Source organism: Niveispirillum sp. FG148 (genome assembly GCF_057809655.1).
Genome location: NZ_JBMDKJ010000004.1, coordinates 292,478 through 318,527, shown reverse-complemented (window position 1 = coordinate 318,527; position 26,050 = coordinate 292,478). Strand labels below are relative to the sequence as shown.

Genomic DNA, 26,050 nt, shown 5'->3' with positions numbered 1-26,050 from the left:
TGTCGATTTTGCGATGGTTTGCGTGAAAGGTTTTAGGATCATGGGACGGCTGCAAAACCGGGTGGCCCTGATCACGGGTGCGGCGAGTGATCTTGGCATGACCATCGCCCGGACCTTCGCCCATGAAGGTGCCGACCTCGTCCTGCATTACGAGGAGGAACGGGACCGTGCGGCCATCAGCGATCTGGTCCGCGACATCCAGACCACCGGCCGCCGCATCCTGGCCGTGAAGGCCGACATCACCGACAATAACGGCGCCTATGGCGTGCTGGAAAACGGTATCGCCGGTCTGGGCCATATCGACATTCTGGTCAACAATGCCGGGCTGCGTCCCAGCATCCCCTTCGCCGACACCACGGCCGACCAGTTCGACCTGATCATGTCGGTCAATGTGCGCTCGGCCTTCATGATCACGCGCATGCTGCTGCCGCTGATGTTCGCGCAGAATTACGGCCGCATCATCACCACCGTGTCCGACATCGCCTATCACGGGGCCGCCGGCGGCACGCTGACCGGGGCGGCATCGGGCGCGCTGCTGGGCTTCACCCGCAGCCTGGTCCATGATATCGGCCCCCGCAACGTCACGGCCAACTGCGTGGCGCCGGGGGCGCTGGAACCGAAGCTGACCACGGGCACGGCGCGGGCCGCCGCCGAAGCCTATCGCCGCACCCTGCCCAGCCAGCGCCTGGGCCAATATGCCGATGTGGTGCCGGCCTATGTGTTCCTGGCTTCTGAAGACGCCCGCCACATGGTGGGGCAGTGCATCAGCCCTTCGGGCGGTGCCGTGATGCTGTGACCCCGTTCCTTACAGGAACAGGGTCAGCACGCCCGTGTAGCCATAAAGCTGCGCGTTGGATATCTCGCCGCCCGCGAAGAAGCCCGTCAGCGGGAAGTCCCCCAGATGCTCGCGGATCAGTGCCGTCTCCACCCCGTCCTGGCCGAACTGCCGGGCGCCGCGGGCCACACAGGTGACATAGACCCCGGCCCGGGGCGGGCCGGACAGGCGGCGCTTCAGCCCTTCCAGCATGCGCACCATATCGGCCCGCGCACTGTCGGCATCGCGGCGGCAGAACTGGATGGGCTGACCATCCCCCACATTCTCCCCGATGGCGATCCAGCCGCGTTCAAGGTCGATGGCCGTCAGATTACGGACCAGCCGGTCGCCGCGGTCATCGCCGCGGATGGGCAGTCCGGCCATCACCAGCCCGCCGATGCGGCGCAGGTCGCCGGCCAGTTCCGGGCCGATATCCTGTTTCAGGGCGGCCAGGGCCGGGGCGCCGTCGATTTCCATCACCACATGCTGGTCAGCCCGCGTGATGGTGCGGACGGGGCCGATGGGGCTGCAGCCCTGGGTCAGCCCTGTCGCCACGGGCACGACAGCGTCGAACATGGCACCGGCCAGCCCGGCCGGTGCCACATGCCCGGCCAGCACGGCCTGTTCCCCGCGTGACCCCGTCAGCCCGCCGACGATGAAACCGCCCGTGCGTCCGGCAATGTCGGTCAACAGTGTGGGCAGACGCGCATGCTGCGGATCACCATGCATCAGCAACAGCAAGGGCGCATGGTCGCGCAGCCAGGGAACAACGGTATCCAGCGGGGCCAGCCCGTCCGTCAGCGGCCCCAGAACCTGCACTGCGCCGTCCGGCAGCCGGCCGATCAGGACAGAGATGGCGGGCTGGTCGAAAATCTCCACGCCTGTGCCGACGACGCCCAGCCCCACGGTGCCGACCCAATCGCCGATCCCGGTAACGCCGCGCAGCAGGGTGGTGATGCTGCCCATCTGATCGGCCAGATGGTCGCTGACATACAGCACGCCGAAATTGGCGCCCGGCACCAGGGTCAGATTGTCCAGGCAGTCCTTGGCGGCACCGGACCATTCCGCCCCCCGCCCTACGGCGCTGGCGAAGGCGGGGCTGTCATCCATCATCTCTTCCATGCTTACCTGGTTCCGGCCTTGATGCGGTCCAGCGCCGCCGTGACGGTGGGCAGGATGCGCGAGACGATGATGGCAACGCCGTCGGCCGTCGGGTGCATCCCATCCTCCTGGTTCAGTTTCGGGTCCATCGCCACCCCGTCCAGGAAGAAGGGGTAGAGCGGCACGCCATGCTTCTTCGCCAGTTCGGGATAGATGGCGTCGAAGACCTTGCCATAATCCTGGCCCAGATTGCGCGGCGCCATCATGCCGGCAAGCACGACAGGAATGCCCTTTTCTTTCAGCTTCGTCAGTATCTTGTCCAGATTGTCCCGCGTCACCTTCGGGTCGATGCCACGCAGCCCGTCATTGGCGCCCAGTTCCACGATCATCAGGCCCGGCTTGTCGCCCAGCACCCAGTCCAGCCGCGACAGGCCGCCCGATGTCGTCTCGCCCGATACACCGGTATTGGGCACGCTGACCGCATAGCCTTTGCCCTTCAGGGCCGTCTCCAGCTGGCTGGTGAAGGCCGCCTCAAGCGGCAGCTTGTAGCCGGCGGACAGGCTGTCACCCAGCACGATGATCTTTATCGGCGCCCCTGTGACCTGCGCCATCGCCAGGGATGGGGCCAGAAGGCACAAAAGCAGCAGAACCAGCGATGCGATTCGGTTGAAAGCCCCCGGGAAGGGGCCATATCGCATCGGGTCACCCTTGCTGCGAGAATTCGTCATGGCGATGCCCATTGTTCCGGCCGATCCCGTTGTCCAGTTGCGCGATGTCCGTCTTAAGCTGGAGAGCGAGGCGGGCAGCGTCAACATCCTGAAGGGAATTGACCTGCATGTCGGCCGCGGCGAAAAGGTGGGGGTGGTCGGGCCCAGCGGGTCCGGCAAATCCTCCATGATGATGATCCTGGGCGGGCTGCAGCCCCCCACATCCGGCTCTGTGCAGGTGAAGGGTCACGAGCTGACCCGGATGGGGGAGGATGATCTGGCCCGGTTCCGCCGGGATGAAGTGGGGATCGTCTTCCAGTCCTTTCACCTGATCCCGACCATGAATGCGCTGGAAAATGTCGCCATTCCGCTGGAATTCGCTGGCGCCCCCGATGCGTTCGAGCGGGCGCGCAAGGGGCTGGAGGCGGTCGGACTGGGCCACCGCCTCAGCCATTATCCCGGTCAATTGTCAGGCGGGGAGCAACAGCGCGTGGCGCTGGCCCGTGCCTTCGCACCCGAACCGTCACTGCTGCTGGCCGATGAACCCACGGGCAATCTGGATGGCGAGACGGGCAAGCGCATCATCGAACTGATGTTCACCATGGCCGACCGGGTGGGCACCACCATCGTGCTGATCACCCACGATCCCAATCTGGCGCGGCAATGCGACCGGGTGATCCGGCTGGTGGATGGAGTGATCGTGGATGATGTGCGCGGCGATGCCCGCGTGGCCGCAGCGGGGCGCTGATCATGAGTGCGACCGTGCTGAACGATTCCCCCGCGCCCGCCGCCCCTTCCGGCTGGCTGGCGCAATGGAAACTGGCCCTGACCCTGGCGCGGCGGGAATTGCGCGGCGGCCTGTCGGGCTTCCGCATCTTCATCGCCTGCCTGGCCATCGGCGTCGGCGCCATCGCCACGGTCCAGTCCATTTCCAGCGGCATCGCGGATGCCATGCGCAGCGACGGCCGCGCCATCCTGGGCGGCGATGTCGCCGCCCGCATCCTGTACCGTCAAGCCACGCCCGAGCAGTTGGCCTTCCTGGCCGCGCGCGGGGAGGTGATGACGTCGGCCGAAATGCGCGCCATGGCCCGCGACCCCGCCGATGGCGGCAACAGCACCCTGGTGGAACTGAAATCGGTCAGCGCCAATTACCCGCTTTATGGCTCCTTTGAGATCCAGGGACCGGACGGCCAGCCGCAGACCGTGGATGTGCAATCCCTTCTGGCCGAACGCGATGGCCGGTTCGGCACGGTGATCGAGGATACGCTGGCCGGCCGCCTGAACCTGAAGGTCGGATCGACGGTCAGCATCGGTGGCCTGGATGTGGAGGTGCGCGGCCTGATCGCCCATGAGCCGGACAAGGCCGGGTCTGGCAGCTTCGCGCTGGGCCCCCGGCTGATGCTGTCGGACGCGGCGCTGGCGAAGACGGAGCTGATCCAGCCCGGCAGCCTGATCACCTGGTCCTATCAGGTGAAGCTGCGGCCCGACATCACGCCAAAGGATTTCCGGGACCAGGCCAAGGCGGAAATGGAAAGCGCCCCCTGGCGCCTGCGTGACTATCTGAACGCCGCACCACAGCTTGCCCGCTTCATCGACAGGCTGGCGCTGTTCCTGACCCTGGTCGGGCTGACGTCCCTGCTGGTCGGCGGGGTCGGCGTGGGCAATGCCGTGCGCGCCTATATGGACACGCGCACCAACACCATCGCCACGCTGAAATGTGTGGGCGCGCCCGGTTCCCTGATCTTCAAGACCTATCTTATCCAGATCATGGCCCTGGCCGGGGTCGGTGTGGCCATCGGGCTGGTCGTGGGCACGGCGGCCCCGCTGCTGACGGGCAAGGCGTTGGCAGGGCTGCTGCCCATCACGGCACGGATCGGCGTCTATCCGGACGCACTGGCCGTGGCGGCCGGATTCGGCTTCCTGACGGCGCTGGCCTTTTCCCTGTGGCCGCTGGGCCATGCGCGGGAGGTGCCGGCCGTGTCCTTGTTCCGCGAACGGGTGCAGAAGACCAAGGGCAGGCCGCGCGCTGCCTATCTGGCCGGCATCGCCCTGTCGGGCCTGGGGCTGGCGGCCCTGGCCGTGGTGACGGCAGAGGAAAAGGGCTTTGCCGCCGCCTTCGTCATCGGCGCCCTGGCCGTGCTGGGCCTGTTCTGGCTGGCCGGACTGGGCGTGACGGCACTGGCCAAGCGGGCGGGACGACCGCGCCGGCCCGTGCTGCGCCTGGCGCTGGCCAATATCCACCGGCCGGGCAACCCGACCAGTGCCGTGGTCCTGTCGCTGGGTCTGGGCCTGACCGTGCTGGTCGCCATCGCCCTGATCGAAGCCAATTTCCAGAAGGAGGTATCGGACCGGCTGCCGACCAACGCGCCCTCCTTCTTCTTCGTCGATATCCAGCCCGATCAGGTGGAGGATTTCCGCAACACGGTCCTGGCCGTGCCCAGCGCCACCGATCTTGCCCTGGTCCCCAACCTGCGCGCCCGCATCGTGGCCGTGAACGGGATGGAAGCGGAGAAGGCCCTGAAGACCAAGGAATATTCCTGGGTGCTGAATGGCGACCGCGGCATCACCTATCGCGCCGACCATCCGGCCACGGACAAGGTGCTGGCCGGGCAATGGTGGCCCGCCGATTATCAGGGCCCGCCCAAGCTGGCCGTATCGAAGGAGATCGCGGAAAGCTTCGGCATCGGGCCTGGGGCCGTCATCACCGTCAATGTGCTGGGGCGGGACATTGACGGGGAAGTGGCCGTGGTCCGCGAACTGGACTGGGACACGATCACCATCAATTTCACCCTGGTCTTTTCTCCCGGCGTGCTGGAGGCCGCACCCCAGACCTATCTGGCGACCGTGCGTTCCGATCCGGCGGCCGAACCCGCCATCCAGCGCGATGTCGCCGTGAAGTTCAGCAATATCAGCTCCGTCCGGGTGAAGGACGCGCTGGAGACGGTGGCGGGCGTCATGGTCAATGTCGGTACGGCCGTGCGGCTGACGGCGGCGGTCACGCTGCTGTCGGGTACGCTGGTCCTGGCCGGCGCCGTCGCCGCCGGACACCGCCGCCGCGTCTATGACAGCGTCGTGCTGAAGGTGCTGGGGGCGACACGGGCCACGGTTCTGCGGGCCTTCCTTCTGGAATATGGCCTTCTGGGCCTGATTACCGCCGCCGTGGCCGGAGTCCTGGGCACCGTCGTCGCCTGGGCCGTGGTGACCAAGGTGATGGATTTCCCGTTCGCCTTCGTGCCTCAGGCGGTATTCGTCACAACCCTTCTTTGTACCGCCATCACCCTGACCTTGGGTTTCATTGGAACCTGGCGGGCATTGGGTCAGCCCGCAGCCCCTATCCTTCGGATTGATTGACGACAATTTAATCCGACTGGTCTAAATTGACGTTGCCGTATACGGTACACGTCTCCAGCGTGTGCGTGGGCGGATGGTTGACCGGAAGAGGCGTCAATGCAGGTGGCAGAGTTGGAACCGGGGGTGGTGGCTGGCGGTGCCGGCCTGTTACCCGATGAAGCCCTGAACGCCAAGTTGCTGGCCTGCTGGCAAGCGGCCCTGAATACCGACGACCCGGCGGAAAGCCAGCGCTGGGTCGATATGGCCGAATGGCTGGCCCGTCGCGACGAGCAACCGCGCCCCACATCCCGTCGCCCGCCGACCGAGCGACGCCGCTTTCCCCGCGTGCCAGTCTGCAGCCCCGCCCTGCTGGCCATGGGCGACCGCGTCATCAAAGGGGAAACGGTGGATCTGTCGCGAACCGGTGCCTGTTTCAGCTGTGCCGGCCCGGAAGGGCTCGACCTGGACAGCACAGGCAGCTTTTCCGTGCGGGGCTGGCTGGAGGATCGGCCCGCCCGCATCGTCGGCCTGGAACCCGGCCGCATCCGGTTGACATTCATCTGACTCAAGAGCCATGGGACATGGCTCTTGAGTCAGTCCATGTTCCCTCATGCGCCGGGCGCCGCCATCCGGCGGCTTGGCTTACGCGGGCACGAGCCCGCGGGCCAGCGGTCGCTGGCCTCCAAGGGTCATGTTCCATGCCCCTTGGTATGACAGAAAGATTGGACGCCTCTACCGGGTGACCGGGGGCGAATCCGGCAGCCGCTCTGGCCGTACTTATCAATGGATGGTGGCGGTACCGGTGTCCGTCTTGTGGCGGGCCTGCGCCTCATACTTGCTCATGGCCCGCGCCATCATATCGGCGATCTGTTCCTTCGGCACCGGGGTCGGTGCCAGGACCGCCGGCTGCTGGACTGCGGGGTCTACCGACGGCTCCGGGGCGGGCGCGGGCGGCGTTGCCTGGTGCGCTGCGGTGGCGGTGGTGCCGGCCGTGCGGGTGGTCAGCAGGGGATTGGTGGTGTAGTTGGCGCCCGGCATGTTGGCGGCACCGTTCTGCACCATCTGCGCCGACTTGGACGGGATCATCGGGCGGGCGGCCATGCTGCCGCTGGAGATGGCGGCGGCCCGGTATTCGGCCAGACCCTTGCCCGTACGGGCCCCCTTTGCCTGCTCCTGGGCCATGGAGGCCAGGACATTGTCGCCAGCCCCGGCGGCACCGGGTGTGGGCAGGCTGGCCATGACCGCCGACGCACCCAGACCACGCGCAGCACTCACGGCCGCCGACGCGCCCGGCGTGCTCTCCAGGGCCTTCAGCTGCTGTGCCGTAGCGATGCCCCCCGTGGCAGGTGCGGTGGCGGAAATGGAACCGGCTGTGGCGGCGGCGGGAACGCTGCGGGTGACGGACGGGGCAGTTGGAGCCACAGGGCTGGCGTGCGCCGCGGGGGCGGCGGTCCTGGCGCCACCCATCAGGCTTTCCAGCAGGGCCGCCTGACCGCTGGACAGGTCCACAGGCTGTCCGGCCGCCGAGGCCGGGACGGCAATCTTTTCCGCTACCGGAGGTGCCGGCTCCGACACCGGTGCGGCATCGGCGGTGCGGGGCAGGCGCTGGGCGGTCACCGTGAACGGGTCATCCTCCGCCGGCGCGTCATCCTTCTCCAGCCCCAAGGCGGAGGCGACATTGTCCAGCGTGTCCTTGCCCGTCACCTTCTCCACCACCGCGTCGGCAGCGGCGACGGCAATGCCGATCGGGCCGAAAAACAGGGCCGCCCCGGCAATTTTGGCCGGGGCCTTGATCGTGTCGCCGGTGATGGCCTGGTAGATCTTGTTGACGCCGGGAATGTGCTGCAGCGGGTTCACCACATCCAGCACGTCCCAGAAGGACATGCCCTCCCCGTCCCCATCCTTGGCCGTCTTGGCCGTGGACGTGCCGTCACCGGCGATGTCCGCCGTCGGGCGTTCCAGCGCTGCTGCCTGCTGATGCCGGATCTGGCTGCGGACATGGTCCATATGGATGGTGCTTGGCGGCATGCTGGTTCCTCCCGTTCGCCAAGCCTTAATGCAGGCCGCATGCCAAGTACGAAGGGGAGGTTTTTGCCTAGGCCTTTCGGGACGACTTCCTAAAACAGGTGCCCGGACTTTTCCGCCTTGGTGCGCAGATAGGCCTCGTTATGGCCGTTGGCGGGGAAGATGTGGGGAACGCGTTCCACCACTTCCACGCCGCAGCGGGCAAGCTGGGCCATCTTGTCGGGATTATTGGTCAGCAGACGCACCTTGGTGAAGCCCAGCTGGCGCAGCATGCTGGCGGCGGGCAGATAGACGCGTTCATCGGCATCAAAGCCCAGCACCGTATTGGCATCCACCGTATCCAGACCGCCATCCTGCAGGCGATAGGCGCGCAGCTTGTTCATCAGCCCGATGCCACGCCCTTCCTGGGCCAGATAAAGCAGGACACCCTGGCCGACCGCCGCGATCTCCTTGATCGCCCCCCGCAATTGCGGACCGCAGTCGCACCGCAACGAACCCAGCAGGTCACCCGTGAAACATTCCGAATGCAGCCGCGCCAGCACCGGCTGGCCCGACGCCGGATCACCGATGACGATGGCCAGATGTTCGGGCCCGCCATCGGTGGGGCGGAAGGCGATGATGCGGGTGCGCTCTGCATCCTCCAGCGGCACAGCTGCCTCTGCCACACGGGCCAGACTGCGGGCGGAGCGACGGCGGTAATCCACGATATCGGCGGCCCGCACCAGCAACAGGTCATGCCGGCGGGCAAAGCCGGCACCATCCACGGTCCCGCGCGGGGCCGGCAGGTCGGCGACAATGGCGGCAGGCAGCAGGCGGGCGATCTTGGCCAGGATGGTGGCCGCCGCTTCCGGTCCAGCCCCCAGACTGACCGACGGCGGCATCTGGCCGGCGCGCGCGGGATGTGTCGGGTCGGACAGGTCGCGCACCAGATCGGCCGTCAGGCCCGCGGGCGGGGTGACACGCACAGGCTGGTCAACGGGCACATCCAGGCCCAGCGCCCGCCCGCGCTGACCCGTCAGGATCAGGGACGGTGTGCTGCCGGCCAGATGCGCCAGCTGGTTCAGGGCCGGGGTCGTCACTGCCTCCGCGGCAAGCGCCAGCACGGCACGCCCGTCATCACCGGTGATGACCACCGCTTCGCCGCGCCGCAATTCCGACAGGGCACGGTCCACCGCCCGCTGGGCCGTGTGGTCCAGCGGGGCGGTGTGATCATCGGCGGCGTATTCCAGAACCATGTTATCCATTTTTCAGTCCACCGGATCGATCCCGGCAGCGTTTCAGCCAAACCGTATCGACCGCGAAAGAGAAAAGCAAAAGCCCAAGCGCTGCACCTACCGCAAAGCGGGTCAGCATTGGGCTGGCAACGGGAACCAGGGCCAGGGCAAGAACCGCCACCTGCACCATGCAGATCGCCCGCCGCCGCCGGCTGTAGGGCAGGGGTGCTGCCAGCCAGGGCCAGAATCGGGCCGCCAGCACAAAGCCTGGCCGCAGCAGGCCCGACAGCAGCACCCAGGGGCCGACAAGACCCAGACGCCACAGCAGCAGCGACAGGATCAGGATGGCCAGCGTGTCGCTTTCCATATCAAAACGCGCGCCATAGGGGCTGGAAAGCCCCGCCCGACGCGCCACCCAACCATCCACCCCGTCCAGTGATAACGCCGTGACGGCAATCACGGCCGGCCCCCATCCCCAGCCGGTCATGACTTCCGGCGCAAATGGCATCATGCCGCCCAGCAGGGCCAGCAGCCCGCCGCGCAGCAGCGTGACCCGGTTGGCCCAGCCCCAGCGGGAATGGCCATGCCGGTCCAGCCCCGTCAGCGCCAGCCAGGCAAAGGGCAGCAGCGCCACAAGGCAGGCCAGAGGATAGCCTGGCGGCATCCCGACGGCCGGGCCCAGCACCGATGCCGCCACCCACAGCGTCAATCCGGCCAGACCCAGCTGGGCCAGGATGGCCGGGCGCGACAAGGTGGGGGCGGCAGAGGCGGGATCGTGGGAAAGGTGCATGGGGAATAGGTTGGCGCCGCCGCGGCGAAGGCAAGGGCCGATCGTCACAGGCCCGTCATCAGGCCGGACTTTATTTGCCTTCCTGGCGTTCGTATGCTGCCAGCCCCGCCGACGCCCCATTGTGGAGATCGCGCCTGATGATCCTCGCCGATGCCGCCCTTCCGGACCGGGCGACCGCCTTCTGGACCCTGGCCCCCGGCCGCGGCGCGCTGTGCCAGCAGGAGGTGCAGGAACCGGCAGCCGGCGATGTGCGCGTCCGGGCCCTGGCCAGCGGCATCAGCCGGGGAACCGAGTCGCTGGTTTTCCGGGGCGGCGTGCCCGAAGACCTGCACTTCATCATGCGCTGCCCCTTTCAGGAGGGGGAGTTTCCGGGGCCGGTGAAATATGGCTATGCCCTGGTCGGCATCGCCGATTATGGCCCGTCCAACCTGCTGGGCCGGCGCGTCTTCTCCCTGCATCCGCATCAGGACGTGGCGGTGGTGCCCGTCGAAGGGTGCCGCCCGGTTCCCGACAATGTGTCCACCGAACGCGCCGTGCTGGCCGCCAATATGGAGACGGCGCTGAACATCCTTTGGGATGGCGGGGCCGCCCCCGGACAGCGCATCGCCGTGGTCGGTGGCGGTGTTGTTGGCGCGCTGGCAGCCTATCTGGCAGCGCGGATGCCGGGCGCCGATGTTACGCTGATCGATATCGATCCTGCCCGCGCAGCCATCGCCGACAGGCTGGGGGCCGGCTTCGTCAGTCCGGACCAGGCCGAGGGCGGCTGCGATCTGGTCATCCATGCCAGCGCCACATCCGACGGGTTGGCGACGGCGCTGCGTCTGGCCGGGACGGAGGCGACCCTGGTGGAAGCATCCTGGTATGGCGACCGGCCGGTGACGGTTCCGCTGGGGTCGACCTTCCATCCGGGCCGGCTGCGCATCATATCCTCGCAGGTCGGCATGGTGGCGCCGGCCTTCCGGCCGCGCTGGACCCAGACGCGACGGCTGGACAAGGCGCTGTCGCTGCTGGGCGATCCGGTGCTGGATTGTCTGCTGGGGCCGCGCATCGCCTTTGCTGACCTTCCTGCCGCCATGGCGGATCTGGCCGCCCTCCCCTTCGGTTGTCCCGTTGTGACTTACGACCGGACCAGCCCCGCGAAAGGCCGTGCATGTATTCCGTGACCGTGCGTGACCACATCATGATCGCCCACAGCTTCGTGGGCGGCATCTTCGGGCCCGCCCAGGGGCTGCATGGCGCCACCTTCGTGGTGGATGCCGAATTCCGCCGCCGGCAATTGTCGCCGGAGGGGCTGGTCGTCGATATCGGCGCCGCCACCAATCTGCTGAAGCAGGTTCTGGCGCCGCTGAATTATCAGAACCTGGATGAGTTGCCGGACTATCGGGGCCGCAATACGACCACGGAGTTCCTGGCCGGTGACATCCACCGCCGCCTTGCGGCCGGCATCCGTGCCGGGGCCCTGGGCGCCGACGGCCCGGCGCTGGACAGCCTGCGCGTCAGCCTGTCGGAAAGCCACGTCGCCTGGGGTGCCTATGATGCCCCGCTGCACGCCGGTGCTGCATGATCGGCTTGCCACTGCATATTCTTTGTCCCGGCGATATCAACCAGTTGACGGGTGGTTACGGCTATCTGCGCCGGCTGGTGGCGGGGTTGCGGGCCATGGGGGATCAGGTCATCGTCCATGAACTGCCCGGCCCCCACCCGTTCGTGGATGATCCGTCGCGTCAGGCCGCGGACGATATTGTCGCCGCCATTCCGGACGGCTGTCCCGTCCTGGTCGACGGTCTGGCCCTGCCCATTGCCGCGCACGCCCTGTGGGTTGACCAGTATCGGCTGCGGATAGCCGCGCTGATCCACCATCCGCTGCATCTGGAAAGCGGCCTGACGGCCGAACAGGCCGACACCCTGTTTCGCATCGAACGCGACGCCCTGGCCCCCATGCGCCACGTCATCGTGCCCAGCCGGGCCACGCGGGCCAATGTCATGGGCCTGTCGGTGCCGGAAGCACGCATCACCATCGCCAACCCTGGCACCGACCCCGCCGCACCATCCGTCGGCAGCGGACCGACCGGGACCGGACCGGCCATCCTGTGCGTGGCCACGCTGACCCCGCGCAAGGGCCATCTGGTGCTGGTGGAAGCATTGTCCGGCCTGCGCGACCTTGCCTGGCGGCTGGTGCTGGTGGGCAGTGATGCCCGCCATCCGGGTCAGGCAGGTGCCATCGCGGAAGCCATTTCCGCGCACGGGTTGTCGGACCGGGTGCGGCTGACCGGGGAACTGTCCGGCCCGGCGCTCGAGTCGGAATGGCGGGCGGCCGACCTTTTTGTGCTGCCCAGTTTCCATGAAGGATATGGTATGGTGGCGGCAGAGGCATTGAAGCGCGGACTGCCCACCATTGTTACCGATGCCGGCGCCTTGGGCGAGGTGGTGCCACCGGAAGCCGGCGGTGTCGTGCCCGTGGGTGACGCAGCGGCCCTGGCCGTGGCCCTGCGCTGGCTGCTGTCCGACGCGGCCACCAGAAGGGCGGCCGGTCAGGCAGCCAGACAGGCGGGCGCCACCTTGCCAAGCTGGCAACAGAGTATCGCATTGATACGCGACGCCCTGTCCGGCATGCTGGCACCGTTAACCATATCGGAACAGTGATGAACCTGGATTTCGAACCCGAATGGCTGCGACTGCGTGAACCGCTGGACGAGGCGGCGCGCGCCGTGGGGCTGGCCTGGTCCTTTGGCCGCATCCTGCCGCAGCATCCGATGATTATCGATCTGGGCGCCGGAACGGGCAGCAATGTCCGGCAATTGGCCATGAAGCTGGGGCGCGGGGAGCAGGATTGGACCCTGATCGAGAAGGACCGCAAGCTGCTGTCCAAGGCGCCGGGAGAGATCGGGCGCTGGGCCGACCGCAATGGCTGGGAACACAAGGAACAGCGCCGCGCCTATATGATCACCTGCGATGACATGGCCGTGCGGGTGGAGATGCGCAGCTTCGATCTGACCCAGGACCCGGCCGAACTGGGCCTGAACCAGTATGACGGGGTCACGGCCAAGGCGCTTTTCGATCTGGTTTCCCAGCCCTGGCTGGATCGTTTTGTCAAGGAACTGGCCAGTTGCGGCTATCCACCGCTTCTGTCCACGCTGACGGTGGACGGGCGGGTGGAATTCTCTGTCACGGACGAGGATGATGGCTTCGTGCTGGGCCTGTTCCACACCCATATGGGCCGGGCCAAGGGGCTTGGGGGCCCCGCACTGGGACCGGCCGCGCCGGCCGCCATGACCCGCGCGCTGACCGATGTTGGATACAAGGTGGAAACGGCCGCGGCCGACTGGAAGATCGGTCCCAAGCAGATCGCGGCCCATCTGGCCCTGGTCGAAGGCTATGCCCGCGCGGCGGGCGAGCAGGAACCGGGCAGCGGTGCCCGCATCCGGGCCTGGGCCGAACGCCGCCGCAATCTGGCCAGCGAAATGGGCGCCCGTCTGACGGTGGGACATCAGGACCTGCTGGCCCGGCGGTAAAAGCGGAGAACGGGGGGGGGATGCTCCCCCCCGCGTGAGCCCTTACTTGCCCGTCATGATGCGGTCGACCAGTTCCTTGACCGTCGGCACGAAGCCATTGGCGTACCAGGGGTCCTGGGCGAAGCGATAGGCATTGTGGCCGGCGAACATCAGCTGATGTTCGCAATCATCCGAATGGCTGATGTTCTGCAGCGTCTTCTGGATGCAGAAGGAGCGCGGATCGGCACGACGGCCCGTCGTCCCCTCCTCGTTCTGCGACCAGTTGGAGAAGGCGCAGGCCGACAGGCAGCCCATGCAATCCACCTGATCCTTCAGGATGGCGCGGGCATCGTCGGGCGTGACGAAGACCAGCGTCGTATCCGGCGTCTTCAGCGCCTGGGTGAAGCCCTGGGCCATCCAGCCTTCGGCATGGGCCTTGTCGCACTTGGTCAGATAGACGGGGCGGCCGCGCGGACCGATGGCGAATTCCTCCGTCAGCTCGCCCACCGGCTCGCTGGCAAAGGCAACCTGCCGTTCGGACCGCAGGCGCAGCTTCTCCAGGAACGGGTTGCGCACGGCCGACGAATAGAAGCCGGTGGGGGAGAAGCGGTTCAGATAGACATCACCGGCCTGCAAGGTCAGCAGCTTCTGCTTCCAGGCATCCGAAATCGGGCTTTCCTTGGTCAGCAGCGGGCGCGTGCCGAACTGGAAAGCGATGGGGCCGATTTCCGGATTGTCCAGCCAATGGTCCCATTCCTCCAGCCACCAGACGCCGCCCGCCATGACGATGGGCGTCTGGGTCAGGCCGAAGCTGTTCATCATCTGGCGCAGGGCCGCGACGCGCGGATAGGGATCTTCCGGCTTCTGCGGGTCTTCGCTGTTGGACAGGCCGTTATGGCCGCCGGCCAGCCACGGGTCCTCATAGACCACGCCGCCCAGATTGCCGGGATGCTTATTGTAGGAACGCAGCCACAGGGCGCGGAAGGCGCGGGCGGAGCTGACGATCGGGTAGTAATGCACGCCATAGCGCACGGCGATTTCCGCCACGCGGTAGGGCATGCCGGCACCGCAGGTCACGCCATGGACCAGGCCCTTGGCCCCTTCCAGGATGCCTTCCAGGATATGTTCGGCCCCGCCCATTTCCCACAGCACATTGACATGCAGCCGGCCATTGCCGTTCGACATCTCGTGCGCGATGCGCGCCTGCGTGATGCCGCCCTGGATGCCATAGGCGATCAGCTCTTCATGCCGTTCGCGACGGGTGCGGGTACGGTAGACCTGGGGAACCGGGTTGCCGTTTTCGTCATAGGTGTCGGCATTGACCCCGGAAAAGGTGCCGATGCCGCCGGCAGCCGCCCAGGCACCCGCACTTTGTCCCGTCGACACGGCGATGCCTTTCCCACCTTCCACCAGGGGCAGCACTTCCTTGCCGGACATGAACAGGGGCTTCAGCGCCTTCACCGTACTTCCTCCGCAACAACACCAACCACCATCGTCCCGTCGCCGGTTGCCGGCACAGGTTCTCACGGGTGCATATAGGAAAAGATATCGGAGCGAAAGAGGGGTAGCCTATGCCGTTGCATTATGTTGACGTAAGGGAAGGTCGGAAATCACAGGCATCGGGGGAACCAGAAATGGCGGAAGCGTTGGGAAAACAGCTGGAACGCGAAGGTCAGGTCACGCCGTGCCTGCGCTACAAGGACGCAAAGGCCGCCATCGGCTGGCTGGTCCGGGTGGTGGGTTTTGCCGAACATCTGGTCGTGCCGGGTGAAGGGGACGACATTGTCCATGCCCAACTGACCCTGGGCAAGGGCATGATCATGCTGTCCAGCGACCGCGAAGACCAATATGGGTTCCGGGCGCCAGGGCCGGACGGGTCGGGTGCTGCCCTGAACTGCTTCATCATCACCGATCTGGATGCGCTTTACGCCCGCGCCACGGCAGCGGGGGAAAAGACCCTGGAAGGCGGCATCATCGACACCAATTACGGTTCCCGCGCCTTCACGCTGCGCGATCCGGAAGGGCACCTCTGGCATTTCGGGACCTATGATCCGTGGGTACCGCCGTCGGCATGATCCGTCACATGTAATGGCCCAGGGACAGGAAATTCTCCCGGGTTAACGGGTCCACGGGCAGGCCGCGCTCTACCACCATCGTCGCCACCCGGGCGGCAATGGCATCGAATCCCGTCAACTGGCTTTCGATACTGTATCCCCGCCGGCCGACACGCAGGGTCAACTGCATCCAGCCGCCGGACCGGTCCTTCTTCGTTGAATAATAACGCAGGCGGACCCCGGTGATCCGGTCCCAGGGGACCAGGATGGTGAAAAACCCATCCTGCAGCCGCAGCCCCTGATCCGTTACCCCGAAGCGGGCCCCACCCCGCCACAGCGTACGCAGCCCCAGCCAGAGGAACAGCCCCGCGCCCGCCAGCAGCGGCAGGGCCACCAGCGGATGCGCCTGCATCCCGGCCAGCCCCAGCAGGCCCAGCATGACCGCCAGCCCGACGACAGCGCGCAGGCCATCGGCCTTCAACGCGTCAGGGGGATAGCGGCCCGGCTTGGCATCACTCATTTCGACATCCCGTGCGCGCGCAGGATGAAGGCCTGGCTCAACGCCACCTCCTTCAGCTTGTCGAAGCGGCCGGTGGAGCCGCCATGGCCGGCACTCATCTCCGTCTTCAGCAGCAGGACATTGTCGTCGGTCTTGTGGGTGCGCAGCCGGGCCGCCCACTTGGCCGGTTCCCAATAGGTGACGCGGTAATCATTCAGCCCCGCCGTGATCAGAAGCGGCGGATAAGGCCGCTTGGTGACATTGTCATAGGGGCTGTAGGTCTTCATGACCTGATAGATTTCCGGCAGGTTGGGATTGCCCCATTCCGGGTAATCGCCCGTGGTCAGCGGCAGCGTATCGTCGAACAGCGTATTCAGCACATCGACGAAGGGCACATGGGCCACGGCCCCGGCAAACATGCCGTCGGGCGCCATGTTCAGCACGGCCCCCATCAGGGTGCCGCCGGCCGACCCGCCTTCAATGCTGATCTGTCCAGGGCTGGTAAAGCCCTGGGCCACCAGGAACTGCGCCGCGTCCAGGAAATCGTTGAAGGTGTTGGGCTTGTTGGTCAGGCGGCCGGCATCGTGCCAGGGGCGGCCCATCTCCTCGCCCCCGCGGATATGGGCGATGGCATAGACGAAGCCGCGATCCAGCAGGCCGATGCGGTTGGCGGAGAAGCCCGGCTCCGTGGCGATGGAATAGGAACCATAGCCATAGAGATGCAGCGGCGCCTTGCCATCCTTTTTCACGTCCTTGCGATAGACGATGGAAACGGGGATGGGAGTGCCGTCGCGCGCCGGGGCCATCAGCCGTTCGGAGGTGTAGAGCGACGCATCATAGCCGCTGGGGATCTCCTGCACCTTGCGCGTGGTCAGCGTGCGGGCGGCCAGGTCATAGTCGAAGGTGGTCGGCGGCGTGACCAGTGAATGATACCGCACCCGCAGCGTCCCGGTCTCATATTCCTCGTTACTGACGGGGGAGACGGCAAAGGCTGCGTCGGGAAACGCGATGGTGTGGCTGGCCCCTGCCTTGTCCAGCACCCAGACCTGCTGCGTGCCATCCTGCCGGCCGAACACGACCAGCCAGTCCTTCAGCGCCAGCAGGCCGGTCAGGTACTGACGGTCGCTGCCGGCCATCACCTCCGTCCAGTTTTTTTCCGACCAGTCCTTCAAGGGCGCCTTCAGCAGGCGGAAATTCAGGTGCTTGTCGTTAGACAGGATCCACAGGCTGTCGCCCTGGTCGGCCACGGAGTAAAGATGGTTGTCGCGACGGGGGATGACGGGTTTGGGCTTGGCCGTGGGATTGTCGGACGGGATCAGCAGGGTTTCGGACGCCACCAGCGTGCCGGACCCGATCTCGATGAAGCGGCCGGACTGGCTTTCACTGATCCCGACCCACCAGGACGGGTCCGCTTCCTCATAAACCAGGGCGGCGGCGTCCGGCTTGGCCCCCAGACTGTTGCGCATCACCTGCTTGGGCCGCTGGCTTCCATCCTTCAGCACATAGAACAGGGTCTTGTTGTCGGCCGCCCAGACGACGGAGCCCGAGGTGCCGGGGATGGGATCGCCGACCAGCTGACCCGTGGTCAGGTCTTTCACGACGATGGTGAAATTCTCCGACCCGTTATCGTCGAAGCTGTAGGCTAGGTAGCGGCCGTCGGGACTGGGCTCCAGCGCCTCGACATCATAGAATTCCTTGCCCTTGGCCAGTTCATTGACGTCCAGGATGGGCTTTTCCGCACCCTCCGGTTCTCCCTTCGCACGGCGCACGAAGACGGGATGGTCCTGGCCGGCGGAGAAGCGCGACTGGTAGATATAGCCGCCCTTGGGATAGGGAACGCCCGTGTCATCCTCCTTCACCCGGCCCCTCAGCTCGGCGAACAGGGCTGCGCGCAGGCCTTCCTCTTCCTTGCCCATCACCTGATCGGTATAGGCATTCTCCGCCTTCAGGTAATCCAGCACCTCGACATCGTCGACCTTGGGGTAATCACGGTCACGCAGCCAGTCATAGGGGTCGACATAGGTGTCGCCGTGGCGCACATGCTCCACCGGCATCTGCTTGGCGACAGGGGCAGCGGGAAACAGGCTTTGGCGCAAGGGGGGCAAGGCGACGGCCTCCTGGGGCTTCGATGGCTTCGGGGTCTGGGTATCGGGCATGGTCACATAGGCCAGTGTGGTTGCACCGACCAGCGCGACGAACAGTAACAAGATGGCGGGCCGGCGCGGCCCCCGACCCATGGCATTGCCGGATGACATGCGTTACTCCCCGAATTGATTTCTGATCTGGAGACGAAGATAGGGCGGGGCCGCCCCCGTCGCCACCGAAGATTTCAAACGGTTGTACCTTTTGCTGTGGGCACCCGCGACCGAAACTGTCTATACTGACAAGGTGATGATTTTGCCTGTCCGGACCGTTCCGCTGTGGCAACACGGTGAACGGAGAGGATGGGCGTATATCTGTTTGTCTTTGCGTATTGCGTTTGAACGGGTGCTGGGGGGCGACCGGCACCGGATACCGGCACTGAACGTCGATGGGGCGACAGAGTGGACGAGGACGATTTCCTGTTCGCGGAAGACGGGACGCTGAAAGGCGTCACGGTTGCACCGTCGCAGAACCGTCCACCCGACGGACCGCCTTGGCGCATCCTGATCGTCGATGATGACGAAGAGGTGCATTCCGTTACCCGCTATGCCCTGCGCAAGGTGCGGTTCCGCGACCGGCCGCTGGAGTTGCTGTCCGCCTATTCGGCGGCCCAGGCCCAGACCATGCTGGCGGCAGAGGCGGATATCGCGCTGGTCCTGCTGGACGTGGTGATGGAAACCGACGATGCCGGCCTGCGTCTGGTCCGCGCGATCCGCGACGATCTGGGCGACAAGGCCGTGCGCATCATCCTGCGCACCGGTCAGCCCGGCCAGGCGCCGGAAGAACGTGTCATCGTCGATTACGACGTCAATGACTACAAGGCCAAGACGGAGCTGACGTCACAGAAGCTGTTCACGACCGTGATCGCGGCACTGCGCGCCTATGACAGCATCACCGTGATCGAGGCGAACCGCCGTGGCCTGCGCCGCATGGTGGCGCTGGACGACCGGCTGCGCCCCGACATGGGGATGGAAGCCTATACCCAGACCATGCTTGAACAGGCGGGCCCCATCCTGGGGGCCAACGCATCGGGCGTCGTCTATGTCGTGGACGACATGGACGGCTGGCTGCCCGGCGGCAACCGCTTCCGGCCGCTGGCCGGCACGGGCCATTTCTGCCCCCCCGTACCGCCGGATCCGGACAGCACGCTCTATGCCCGGCTGGTGGCGGCGCTGGCCATGCGGCGGACGGGCGTGGACGGCAACCGTGCGACGCTGCACATGCCGGGGCCGGACGGCACCATCTTCCTGGCCCTGCTGGAATGTGACCGCACGCTGGTGCCGGCGGACGGGGAGATGCTGGGCGTTCTGGCGGCCAAGTTCGCGGCTGGTCTAGTCAATATCGTGCTTTATGAACGGTTGAGTCAGGCCAACATCGACCTGCGCGCATTGACCCAGACCCTGGAACATCGCGTCGCCGACCGCACGGCGGAGCTGATGGAGGCCAATGCCAAGCTGGAGCGGCTGGCCAGCACCGACAGTCTGACGGGCATCCTGAACCGCCGCCGCTTCATGGAGATCGCGACGACGGAGCGGGATCGGTCCGTGCGCTACCGCCGGCCCTTCTCCCTGCTGCTGATCGATCTGGACCAGTTCAAGCGCATCAATGACAATTTCGGCCATGCTGCCGGCGACACCGCCATCCGGGCCGCCGCCGACCGTACGGCCGCCGCGCTGCGCGGGGCCGACAGTCTGGCCCGCTATGGCGGTGAGGAACTGGTGATTCTGCTGCCGGAAACGGAGCTGGCCGCCGCCACGCAGGTGGCCGAACGCATCCGCTGCGCTATCGGGGCCACGCCCGTCCTGCATGAAGGCACGGAAATCCCGCTGACGGCCAGCCTGGGCGTGGCCGAATGGTATGGCGGCATCGAGGAAACGCTGGCCGCCATCCTGGACCGTGCCGATCAGGCGCTGTACCTGGCCAAGCAGCGCGGCCGCAACCGGGTGGAAGTGTCCGGCCTCAAGGTGCCCTGAAAGCCGGAAAATGCCCCTGTCCCTGTCTGTTGCCGCCTTCCCCCGCCCCATCCATGCCGTCATCTTCGACATGGACGGGCTGCTGATCGATACCGAGCGCCATGTGCGCACGGCCACGCTGGGGGCCGCAGAGGCGGTCGGTCAGCCCATGGCGGATGATTTCTATGCCGGTATCATCGGCACGCCCTGGCCCGAGACCCACGCCATGCTGCGCGACTATTTCGGCGGGGAGGATGGGTTCACCCGCTTCCGCACGGCCTTCATGGCGCGCATGGAGCAGTTGCGGCGCGGCGTGGAGATGATGGCGGGCGTGGTGGAATTGCTGGACCATCTGGAAGGGTTGGACCTGCCCAAGGCCGTCGCCACCTCCACCGGCCGGGAGAAGGCGGACGAACATCTGCGCCATGTCGGCATCCACCACCGTTTCGCCAGCATCGTCACCCGCGACGATGTCCAGCGTGGCAAGCCGCATCCGGAACCTTACCTCACGGCTGCCGCCCGGCTGGGCGTCGATCCCGCGCATTGCCTGGCGCTGGAGGACAGCCATAACGGCATCCGGTCGGCCCATGGGGCGGGCATGATGGCGGTGATGGTGCCCGACCTGCTGCCCGCCACGGCGGAAATGCGGATGCTGGCCCTGCATGTCGCCGACGACCTGCATGACGTCCGCCGGCTGCTGACCGTTTGACCGATGGTCACCAGGGGTCGCGGTGCTCTCCCGGCGGTGGCAGGGGGCGGCCCAGGCGGACCCAGACGGCGCGACGTTCATCGGGCGTCATGACGCCCCACCGCATGATCTCCTGCAACGACCGCTTGCAGCCCAGGCAGAATTCCCGCCGCCGGTCCAGGTCACATTTGCGCAGGCAGGGGCTGGGGACATAATCGTCCGGATCCGGCACCACGACTTCCACCATCACGCCTTCCCCATTCGACCCGACGCCGCTGTCCCCATGGCGACCGCCAGCCGCCGCCCGCTGACGAACGCCGCCTCGGCGCGCGCTTCCAGACACCAGTCGCCACAGGCCCCCAGACCCAGGTCCGCGTCAAGCAGGAATCCGTCGGCCAGCGGGGCTGTGGGCAGGGCATAACGCCAGCGATGGGCCGCCAGGAAAGACGGTTCGTCGACAATCCCCGTCACCGCACGGAAGGCCGGCAGCAGCATCGCTTCAACCGAGGCCGCATCCGCTTCCAGATGCATCTGCGACCAGGCAGGGGCACCATGGGCAACGAAGGCAGCATTGCCCGCCCGGCCCGGCTTGCCCCCGTCATGGGCAATCCAGGACAAGGGACGGTCAGGCCCGCCCGCATCGGCAATGAAGGCCGCATCCCAGCCCGGCAGCCCCACCGGATCGGCGAAGCCCAGCATCAGGGCCCAGCAGGGCGCCATGGTGGCATGGGCTGCCCGCTCCGCCAATGCCGGCGCTACGGGGCGCAGCAGGTCCGCGGCCTGCGGTGCCGGCAGGGCCAGAACCAGCTGCGCGAAGGGACCGATATCTGCCCCATCCTCCACGGCCAGGGACCAGCGGCCGGGCGTACCGGTAATGGCGGTGACGCGCACCCCGAACTGTGGACGCGCGGCTTCGGGCAACAGGGCAGCCAGACCCTGGACGATGCTGTTCATGCCGGGTGTGCCGACGAACCGTTCAACATCATGCGGTTCCTGCCTTCCATCGGGATGCAGGCGGATGACGCGTGCCATCCATGGGGCGGCCCGGCCAGCGGCAACCAGTTCTGCCATGACCGCGCGGAATCCATCGTCCCGCGCCGTCATGAACTGCCCGCCATGATCGAAGCGCCAGTCGCCGGCCCGGCGCGTCGACAGCCGCCCCCCCGGCCCCCGCCCCTTGTCGAAGACCCGAACCTGGTGACCGGCCGCGACCAGCGACAGAGCGGCGGACAAACCGGACAGGCCGGCACCGATGACAGCGATCTTTTCGGGGATATCGGACATGGGGTCTTCCGGACAGGGCATCGATCGATGCAGCAGATGGCGCGATGGCTGCCGATGTCCAGCCCCCCTTCATCCACCCGACCGCATGCGCGGCATGACACCGGATCGGAAAAATGCTAGCAATGACTATTAAAGATGGCCGCAGGCAGGCGATGGACAATCGGAACCACGCAGAACGGCCTGTTCCGGTCGGCGCCGCGGCGCGACGGACCGCTCTGATCCCGTGGTTGGCCCTGCCACTCGCGGCAGGATTTATTGTGGCCGCTTTCCTGGCCCTGTCGAAACCCGACATGGTTCTGCCGGCGGGACTGGCGGACAGCCATCCTGTGCCGCTCGGCCTGACGCTGCTGGCGGCCCTGCTGCTGGTGCTGGTGGCGGCGCACGCCATCCGGCAGCGCTGGCGCGACCAGATGTGGCAGATGGCCACCCTGACCCAGCGCAATGCCGACCTGACCGCCGAACTGGACCGGCAGAAACGGAATGCGGAACACGCGACGGCCGACGCCCGCAAATATCGGGACATCTATGAGTCGGCGATGGAGGGGATGTTCACCCTGGATATCGGCGGCCGCTTCCTGTCCGCCAATCCCGCCCTGCTGGCCTTGCTGGGATATGACAGCGAAGTGCAGTTGCTGACCGAAATCCAGGATGTGTCCAAGCAGCTTTATGTCGACCAGGAAAACCGGGAAACCATCACCCAGGCCCTGCTGGGACAGGAAGAAGTGGGCAGTGTGCCGGTCGAGCTGTATCGGCGGGACGGCCGCACCCTGTGGGTCGCCATCAGCGCAGGCATCATCCGCAATGCCGATGGCCGCGCCATCGCCTTCCAGGGCAGCGTGCGGGACATCACCCAATGGCGTCAGGATCGCGCCGCCATGGAGAGGGCCGTGGCGGCAGCGGAAATGGCCAACCGCGCCAAGTCCGAATTCCTGACCAACATGAGCCATGAACTGCGGACCCCGCTGAACGCCATCATCGGCTTTTCGGAGATCATCGCCACCGAAGCCATGGGACCGCTGACCAACCGCGCCTATCGCGAATATGCCCACGATATCCATGACAGCGGACAAACCCTGCTGGCCCTGATCAATGACATCCTGGACCTGTCCAAGATCCAGGCGGGCCGCAAGGAACTGGCGGAACGGCTGGTCGATATCCCGCGCCTGATCCGGTCCAGCCTGCGTCTGGTGGCCGAACGGGCCGACAAGGGGGAGGTGCTGCTGGAAACCGCCATCGACACCGACCTGCCGCCCGTCCGCGGGGACGAGGTGGCGTTGAAGCAGATCCTGTCCAACCTTCTGTCCAATGCCGTGAAATTCACCCCGCCGGGCGGCCGCGTCACCTGTGGTGCGCGGGCAGAGGCGGACGGGTCCATGTCCATCTTCGTACAGGATACGGGCATCGGGATGAGCGAGAAGGACATGGCCACCGCCATGGAGCCATTCCGCCAGATCGAGGGCAGCCATTCACGCAATGCCGGCGGTGTGGGCCTGGGCCTGCCGCTGGTCAGGGCCCTGGCCGAGCTGCATGGCGGTACCGCAAGGCTGGAAAGCACCGTCGATGTCGGCACCCTTGTCACCATCACCCTGCCGCCCGACCGGGTGCAGTCGGTGCCGCTGACCCTGCTGCGGGCTGCGGTGCAGAACTGATACCAGTGGCGGTAACTCCTGACCGATGGTCAAGAGTTACCGCGCCTCAATCGCCGGCGCCTACATCCGTAGGCTTGGCTACGCCGCGCGGGCCGCCGCGTGGGCACGTACCGCGTCCCCGAAGGCCGACAGCAGGGCCGCATAGGGCGGGTTCTCCCAAAAGCGCCATTCCGGATGCCATTGTACCGCCAGCGCGAAGCCCGGCCCGCCGGTATAGCGCACGCCTTCGATCTGCCCGTCGGGCGCCACTGCTTCCACGCTCAGGCTGTCGGCCAGGCGGTCGATCCCCTGCTGGTGCAGCGAATTGACCATCATCTCACGCACCCCGGTGATGCGGGCGAATTCACCACCCTGCGTCAGAATGACGGGGTGGACGGGCGCATATTGCACCTCCACCGCAGCCTCCTTCGGCTCCCGGTGATCCATGCGGCCCGGCACCTCCTGCACGCGCGGGTACAGCGTACCGCCCAGCGCCACATTCAGTTCCTGAAAACCGCGGCAGACGGCGAAGACGGGAATGCCGCGGACCAGTGCTGCCTTCAGCAACGGCAGGGTCGTGGCATCGCGCGCCGGGTCCAGCGGCGGGGTGATCATGTCGTCGGGCAGCCCGTAATGGCCTGGATGCAGGTTGCTGGGGCTGCCCGTGAAGAACAGGCCGTCCAGCCGGTCCAGCAGCCCGTCCGCATCCCACCAGTCGCCCAGCGCCGGGATCAGCACGGGCTGGCAATGGGCCCCATGGCTGACGGCGCGGATATATTTGTCGCCCACGACATGGAACGGATGCGGCCCCAGTTCACGCGCATCGCAAGGAAGCCCGACCAGCGGTTTGCGGGCGGCGGATGTCGATGCGGTCATGGGGGCAACTCCGGTCAGTCGCGGTCGCGGCGGCGGCCGGGATCGCGGAAATAGAACTGGTCCTTGTCCAGACTGACGCCGAATTGCGGGCCCTGCAAGGCCACCTCCGTCGTCCGGCCCTGCGCATCCAGCACACGCCACTTGCGCAAGGAAAAGGGCTTTTCCTCGAATACCAGCGTCAGGCTGCCCAGGCCCGGATCCTTGGCCTGGGCCAGCGTCACTTCCAGCAGCCCGTCCTGGCTGTCCATGCCGATGACGGTCACGTCGCCGGACAGGTGGATATCTTCGCGCAGCAGGAAATCGGCCAGCGTGCTGCCGATAGGGGAATTCTGCTGCTCCTTGACCTCGGCATCCCAGAAATAGACGAAGGACCCATCGGCCACGATGAAATTGCCGTTGGGCGGATCGTAATCGATGCGCATGCGGCCGGGCCGCATCAGCTGGAACGTGCCGGTCGCCAGGGCGGCGCCGTCATCGCTGCTCTGGATGAACTTCGATTTCAGGGTCCGGATGCCGTTCAGATAGGTCTCTATCGCCGGCAGGCGCGCCTGCTCTTCCGCCGACAGCGGTGGAGGCGCCTTGCCCTTCGGCGCGGCGACGGCGACGGGAACGGTAAGGAAGAGGGCGGCCAGCAGGGCCAGGACGATCTTGCGCATAGGCGTTCTTCTAACCGCCGATCATGGCCGGATTATGTGTGCGCAGCGCCATCATCCCGGCTGCCGACGGCGGCAGCCGTCGTCGCCGACAGCGGCGCATGGAAGCGGGGTCGCGGCGGGGACACGGGTTGGAACTGCCCGCTAGCATTGTCCAGCACATGCAGTTCCGCCTCTGCCACATCGAACAGCATGCCGCACAGCAGCAGCTTGCCCTGCGCCTCCGCCTCCGCGATCCAGGGGAAACTGCGCAGATTTTCCAGCGACAGCCGCACGACGGCACGTTCCAGTTCGGCCAGATCGGGCTGTGCATCCCCCGACATTCCCCGGCGGGCCTGCGCCAGGGCCGGTTGCGCGATCGACACCCAGTGGCCGATGAAGTCCGACTTCTCGTCGCTGCGGTCCTGCGGCAGGGCGGCGACGCCGCCGCACTGCGTGTGGCCCATCACCACGAGCAGTTGCACCTCCAGTTCCCGCACCGCGAATTCCAGCGCAGCACTGGTGCCGTGGTAATCCTGGGTCGGCTTATAGGGCGGAACCAGATTGGCAACATTCCGGATGACAAACAGGTCACCCGGCTGCGCCGCGAAAATCAAGGTCGGGTCGACACGGCTATCGCAGCAGGTGATCAGCGCCGCCTTGGGCTTCTGCCCGGCCCAGGCCAATGTCCGGAAAAGGCCGCGCTGCTGCTTGAAATTGGTGCGCCGGAACTCGCGAAAGCCGTCGATCAGATCCTTCAGCATGGTGTCGCCCCCGCATGAACGGAATGTCGGTAGACCGCTAGTTAGCGCCCGCACCATGA

Annotated in this window: 25 protein-coding genes; 12 read left to right on the top strand and 13 right to left on the bottom strand. The window is 66.4% G+C overall.

From position 1 onward, the window contains the following. Positions 1 to 40: 40 nt before the first annotated feature. Complete coding sequence (locus ACODTW_RS06870; RefSeq protein WP_488945213.1) at positions 41 to 796, top strand: SDR family NAD(P)-dependent oxidoreductase; 756 nt, start codon at positions 41 to 43, stop codon at positions 794 to 796. 9 nt (positions 797 to 805) lie between these two features. Here the strand turns inward: ACODTW_RS06870 and ACODTW_RS06865 are convergent, their stop codons facing one another. Both ACODTW_RS06865 and ACODTW_RS06860 read right to left on the bottom strand, forming a co-directional pair. After that, positions 806 to 1,936: an FIST signal transduction protein gene (locus ACODTW_RS06865; RefSeq protein WP_488945212.1), complete on the bottom strand. Its 1,131-nt coding sequence runs from the start codon at positions 1,934 to 1,936 to the stop codon at positions 806 to 808. A gap of 2 nt (positions 1,937 to 1,938) precedes the next feature. Further along, positions 1,939 to 2,643: an arylesterase gene (locus ACODTW_RS06860; RefSeq protein WP_488945211.1), complete on the bottom strand. Its 705-nt coding sequence runs from the start codon at positions 2,641 to 2,643 to the stop codon at positions 1,939 to 1,941. Between ACODTW_RS06860 and ACODTW_RS06855 the strand changes: the two genes are divergently transcribed. The 3 genes from ACODTW_RS06855 to ACODTW_RS06845 all read left to right on the top strand — a co-directional run bounded on the left by ACODTW_RS06855 (position 2,642) and on the right by ACODTW_RS06845 (position 6,516). Beyond that, entirely contained in the window at positions 2,642 to 3,370 is a 729-nt protein-coding gene (locus tag ACODTW_RS06855) for an ABC transporter ATP-binding protein (protein WP_488945210.1), read from the top strand. The two genes, ACODTW_RS06860 and ACODTW_RS06855, sit on opposite strands and share 2 nt — an antisense overlap. Before the next feature lie 2 nt (positions 3,371 to 3,372). Continuing rightward, positions 3,373 to 5,973 carry an ABC transporter permease gene (locus tag ACODTW_RS06850; protein WP_488945209.1) on the top strand — a complete coding sequence of 867 codons (2,601 nt, stop codon included), beginning with the start codon at positions 3,373 to 3,375 and terminating at the stop codon, positions 5,971 to 5,973. Positions 5,974 to 6,069: 96 nt separating this feature from the next. After that, entirely contained in the window at positions 6,070 to 6,516 is a 447-nt protein-coding gene (locus ACODTW_RS06845) for a PilZ domain-containing protein (RefSeq protein ID WP_488945208.1), read from the top strand. A 216-nt stretch (positions 6,517 to 6,732) separates the two neighbouring features. On the opposite strand, the gene ACODTW_RS06840 is transcribed toward ACODTW_RS06845, so the two are convergent. The 3 genes from ACODTW_RS06840 to ACODTW_RS06830 form a co-directional block, all read right to left on the bottom strand. Next, positions 6,733 to 7,980 carry a hypothetical protein gene (locus ACODTW_RS06840; RefSeq protein WP_488945207.1) on the bottom strand — a complete coding sequence of 416 codons (1,248 nt, stop codon included), beginning with the start codon at positions 7,978 to 7,980 and terminating at the stop codon, positions 6,733 to 6,735. 89 nt (positions 7,981 to 8,069) lie between these two features. After that, on the bottom strand, positions 8,070 to 9,212 hold the full coding sequence (gene ribA / locus ACODTW_RS06835; RefSeq protein ID WP_488945241.1) for a GTP cyclohydrolase II: 1,143 nt from the start codon (positions 9,210 to 9,212) through the stop codon (positions 8,070 to 8,072). 1 nt (position 9,213) lies between these two features. Continuing rightward, on the bottom strand, positions 9,214 to 9,981 hold the full coding sequence (locus ACODTW_RS06830) for a CDP-alcohol phosphatidyltransferase family protein (protein WP_488945206.1): 768 nt from the start codon (positions 9,979 to 9,981) through the stop codon (positions 9,214 to 9,216). Between the two features lie 137 nt (positions 9,982 to 10,118). Between ACODTW_RS06830 and ACODTW_RS06825 the strand changes: the two genes are divergently transcribed. From ACODTW_RS06825 to ACODTW_RS06810, 4 genes are read left to right on the top strand one after another with little or no spacing between them, the layout of a single operon-like run. Beyond that, the gene (locus ACODTW_RS06825; RefSeq protein WP_488945205.1) at positions 10,119 to 11,144 is read left to right on the top strand and encodes a zinc-dependent alcohol dehydrogenase; all 1,026 of its coding nucleotides are present in this window, start codon (positions 10,119 to 10,121) and stop codon (positions 11,142 to 11,144) included. Next, positions 11,132 to 11,545 (top strand): 6-pyruvoyl trahydropterin synthase family protein, encoded by a 414-nt coding sequence (locus ACODTW_RS06820; RefSeq protein WP_488945204.1) that lies wholly within the window; start codon positions 11,132 to 11,134, stop codon positions 11,543 to 11,545. Before ACODTW_RS06825 ends, ACODTW_RS06820 begins: the two co-directional genes overlap by 13 nt. Continuing rightward, the gene (locus ACODTW_RS06815; protein ID WP_488945203.1) at positions 11,542 to 12,624 is read left to right on the top strand and encodes a glycosyltransferase family 4 protein; all 1,083 of its coding nucleotides are present in this window, start codon (positions 11,542 to 11,544) and stop codon (positions 12,622 to 12,624) included. Before ACODTW_RS06820 ends, ACODTW_RS06815 begins: the two co-directional genes overlap by 4 nt. Further along, on the top strand, positions 12,624 to 13,493 hold the full coding sequence (locus tag ACODTW_RS06810; RefSeq protein WP_488945202.1) for a hypothetical protein: 870 nt from the start codon (positions 12,624 to 12,626) through the stop codon (positions 13,491 to 13,493). The genes ACODTW_RS06815 and ACODTW_RS06810 overlap by 1 nt, the downstream gene beginning before the upstream one ends. A 42-nt stretch (positions 13,494 to 13,535) precedes the next feature. On the opposite strand, the gene ACODTW_RS06805 is transcribed toward ACODTW_RS06810, so the two are convergent. Continuing rightward, on the bottom strand, positions 13,536 to 14,933 hold the full coding sequence (locus tag ACODTW_RS06805; protein WP_488945201.1) for an NAD(P)H-dependent flavin oxidoreductase: 1,398 nt from the start codon (positions 14,931 to 14,933) through the stop codon (positions 13,536 to 13,538). A gap of 173 nt (positions 14,934 to 15,106) precedes the next feature. Here ACODTW_RS06805 and ACODTW_RS06800 point away from each other — a divergent pair, with 173 nt between their 5' ends. Beyond that, the gene (locus tag ACODTW_RS06800) at positions 15,107 to 15,547 is read left to right on the top strand and encodes a VOC family protein (RefSeq protein ID WP_488945200.1); all 441 of its coding nucleotides are present in this window, start codon (positions 15,107 to 15,109) and stop codon (positions 15,545 to 15,547) included. 4 nt (positions 15,548 to 15,551) lie between these two features. On the opposite strand, the gene ACODTW_RS06795 is transcribed toward ACODTW_RS06800, so the two are convergent. Together ACODTW_RS06795 and ACODTW_RS06790 are read right to left on the bottom strand one after the other, a co-directional pair. After that, positions 15,552 to 16,046 carry a PH domain-containing protein gene (locus ACODTW_RS06795; RefSeq protein WP_488945199.1) on the bottom strand — a complete coding sequence of 165 codons (495 nt, stop codon included), beginning with the start codon at positions 16,044 to 16,046 and terminating at the stop codon, positions 15,552 to 15,554. Further along, complete coding sequence (locus ACODTW_RS06790) at positions 16,043 to 18,280, bottom strand: S9 family peptidase (RefSeq protein ID WP_488945198.1); 2,238 nt, start codon at positions 18,278 to 18,280, stop codon at positions 16,043 to 16,045. The genes ACODTW_RS06795 and ACODTW_RS06790 overlap by 4 nt, the downstream gene beginning before the upstream one ends. A 288-nt stretch (positions 18,281 to 18,568) precedes the next feature. Here ACODTW_RS06790 and ACODTW_RS06785 point away from each other — a divergent pair, with 288 nt between their 5' ends. After that, positions 18,569 to 20,140 carry a diguanylate cyclase gene (locus ACODTW_RS06785; RefSeq protein ID WP_488945197.1) on the top strand — a complete coding sequence of 524 codons (1,572 nt, stop codon included), beginning with the start codon at positions 18,569 to 18,571 and terminating at the stop codon, positions 20,138 to 20,140. A 10-nt stretch (positions 20,141 to 20,150) separates the two neighbouring features. Then, complete coding sequence (locus ACODTW_RS06780) at positions 20,151 to 20,828, top strand: HAD family hydrolase (protein WP_488945196.1); 678 nt, start codon at positions 20,151 to 20,153, stop codon at positions 20,826 to 20,828. A gap of 7 nt (positions 20,829 to 20,835) precedes the next feature. On the opposite strand, the gene ACODTW_RS06775 is transcribed toward ACODTW_RS06780, so the two are convergent. Beyond that, a complete protein-coding gene (locus ACODTW_RS06775) occupies positions 20,836 to 21,054 on the bottom strand; it encodes a DUF1289 domain-containing protein (RefSeq protein WP_488945195.1) in 219 nt (72 codons plus the stop codon). After that, positions 21,054 to 22,091: an NAD(P)/FAD-dependent oxidoreductase gene (locus ACODTW_RS06770; RefSeq protein WP_488945194.1), complete on the bottom strand. Its 1,038-nt coding sequence runs from the start codon at positions 22,089 to 22,091 to the stop codon at positions 21,054 to 21,056. Before ACODTW_RS06770 ends, ACODTW_RS06775 begins: the two co-directional genes overlap by 1 nt. A gap of 257 nt (positions 22,092 to 22,348) precedes the next feature. On the opposite strand from ACODTW_RS06770, the gene ACODTW_RS06765 reads away from it, so the two are divergent. Beyond that, the gene (locus ACODTW_RS06765; RefSeq protein WP_488945193.1) at positions 22,349 to 23,740 is read left to right on the top strand and encodes a PAS domain-containing sensor histidine kinase; all 1,392 of its coding nucleotides are present in this window, start codon (positions 22,349 to 22,351) and stop codon (positions 23,738 to 23,740) included. 78 nt (positions 23,741 to 23,818) lie between these two features. On the opposite strand, the gene ACODTW_RS06760 is transcribed toward ACODTW_RS06765, so the two are convergent. From ACODTW_RS06760 to ACODTW_RS06750, 3 genes are read right to left on the bottom strand one after another with little or no spacing between them, the layout of a single operon-like run. Beyond that, a complete protein-coding gene (locus tag ACODTW_RS06760; RefSeq protein ID WP_488945192.1) occupies positions 23,819 to 24,595 on the bottom strand; it encodes a gamma-glutamyl-gamma-aminobutyrate hydrolase family protein in 777 nt (258 codons plus the stop codon). A gap of 14 nt (positions 24,596 to 24,609) precedes the next feature. Continuing rightward, positions 24,610 to 25,251 (bottom strand): LolA family protein, encoded by a 642-nt coding sequence (locus tag ACODTW_RS06755; protein ID WP_488945191.1) that lies wholly within the window; start codon positions 25,249 to 25,251, stop codon positions 24,610 to 24,612. Positions 25,252 to 25,283: 32 nt separating this feature from the next. Next, a complete protein-coding gene (locus tag ACODTW_RS06750) occupies positions 25,284 to 25,991 on the bottom strand; it encodes a carbonic anhydrase (protein WP_488945190.1) in 708 nt (235 codons plus the stop codon). Positions 25,992 to 26,050 lie beyond the last annotated feature (59 nt).